Source organism: Nonomuraea sp. NPDC050643 (genome assembly GCF_040654715.1).
In the GTDB taxonomy this organism is placed as follows: Bacteria; Actinomycetota; Actinomycetes; order Streptosporangiales; family Streptosporangiaceae; genus Nonomuraea.
Genome location: NZ_JBFAIM010000166.1, coordinates 1 through 2259, shown reverse-complemented (window position 1 = coordinate 2259; position 2259 = coordinate 1). Strand labels below are relative to the sequence as shown.

The window sequence follows — 2259 nt, the reverse complement described above, 5'->3', positions numbered from 1 at the left end:
CACTTCCCCCACCGCGCAGCAGTCATAGCCACCACCACACAAGACTTCACCACCGCCCTCGACGACCTAGCCGCCGGCCGCCCCAACCCCGCAGTACTCGACCACGTGCAGAGTGATCCGACAGGCTCGCCCTCCTCAAACGCCACGCCAGACTCGACCACCGACACAAGCTCAACCGACTCGATCTCCCCCACCGCTCCCCCGCTCGGCTCGGTCGGATCAGGTGGCACGGTCTTCGTCTTCCCAGGTCAAGGTGGTCAATGGCCCGGCATGGGCCGCCGCCTGTACGCGGCCTCGCCTGTCTTCCGCGAGCACCTGGACGCCTGCGCCGAGGCTCTGGCGCCCTACACCGACTGGTCCCTGCTCGACGTACTGCACCAACGCGACCACGCGCCCTCCCTGGACCGCGTCGACGTCGTCCAACCCGCCCTGTTCGCGATCATGGTTGCCCTGGCCCGCCTCTGGCAACACCACGGCATCCATCCCGACGCCGTCATCGGCCACTCCCAAGGCGAAATCGCCGCCGCCCACATCGCCGGCGCCCTCACCCTCCAAGACGCCGCCCGCATCACCGCACTCCGCAGCAAAGCCCTCACCCAACTCGCCGGCCAAGGCGCCATGGCCGCCATTACCCTCCCTGCCACTGACCTGCAGAACCTGCTCAACGAATACGAGCCAGCCGCAGAGCAACCAGCCGAGCAAGCAATGGCCGACCGGGAGACGGATCAGGCATCAACGGAGCCGAAGCCAAGCGGACAGCAGCAGAGGTCGACTGAGCAGGGCCAGGAACCGGTAGAGCAGGAGCCGATCGACCAATCCCTGGTCAGCCCAGAGCCAAGTAACCAGGTGTCCATCGCCGCCATCAACGGCCCCACCTCCACCATCGTCTCCGGCACCCCGGCCGCCATCGACAACCTCCTGGCACACCTGGAAACCCGGCAGATCCGAGCCCGCAAAATCAACGTCGACTACGCCTCCCACTGCGCCCACGTCGAAACCCTCGCCCACCACCTCCAACACGCACTCGCCCCCATCACCCCCCAACCCGCCACCATCCCCTTCTACTCCACCCTCACCGGCGACCACCTCGACACCACCACCCTCAACGCCACCTACTGGTACAACAACCTCCGCCACCCCGTCCTCTTCCACACCACCATCCAGGCTCTGGTGCGCGACGGCCACCACGCCTTCATCGAAACCAGCCCCCACCCCGTCCTCACCCCAGCCCTAGAAGACACCCTCACCCAACACCCCCACACCCACACCCTCACCACCCTCCGACGCGACCACGACACCACCCACACCATCACCACCGCCCTAGCCGCCGCCCACCTCCACGGCCACACCCTCAACTGGCCCACCCTCTTCGCCCACCACCACCCCCAACCCACCACCCTGCCCACCTACCCCTTCCAACGCACCCACTACTGGCTCACCGCGACAGTCAACGCCGGCAACCCCACCCACCTCGGCCAACACCCCACCAACCACCCCCTCCTCAGCGCCGCCATCGACCTACCCACCCTCTCCACCAACACCGATGGCAGCCCCTCCTCGGACGACATAGAGAGCGCCAACGGACCTGTCGTCTTCACGGGCCGTTTCTCCCTGACGACCCACCCCTGGATCGCCGAACACCGCATCCACGACACCGTCCTCCTCCCCGGCACCGCGTTCGTCGACCTCGCCCTGCACGCCGCCCACCACACCGGCCACAACCACATCGACGAACTCACCCTCCACACACCCCTCACCCTGACCCACACCGACACCATCCACCTCCACCTCCACCTCACCAGCCCCACCACCGACGGCACCCGCACCCTCACCATCCACTCCCGCCCCACCCCAACACACGACGAACAACACCGCCCCTGGACCCACCACGCCACCGCCACCCTCACCACCCAGCACACGACACCCCCACCCACACAACCCTGGCCCCCCACCGACACCCAACCCCTCGACACCAGCCACCTCTACGACCACCTCGCCGACACCGGACTCCACTACGGCCCCCACTTCCAAGGCCTCCACACCGCCTGGCGCCAGCACGACACCACCTACGCCGAAATCACCCTCCCCCAAGACACCGAACCCACCACCCACCACATCCACCCCGCCCTCCTCGACGCCGCCCTCCACACCACCGCACTCACCACCACCCACACCACCCCCCACCTCCCCTTCACCTGGACCAACATCCACATCCACACCACCCACCCCCAACACCCCACCACCCTCCACACCACCACC

At 67.4% G+C, this 2259-nt stretch carries 1 protein-coding gene; it reads left to right on the top strand.

Annotated features, from left to right (window positions below):
- Positions 1–105: 105 nt before the first annotated feature.
- On the top strand, positions 106–2259 hold a 2154-nt coding region (locus AB0I15_RS66715), incomplete at its 3' end, for an acyltransferase domain-containing protein (protein WP_358121140.1).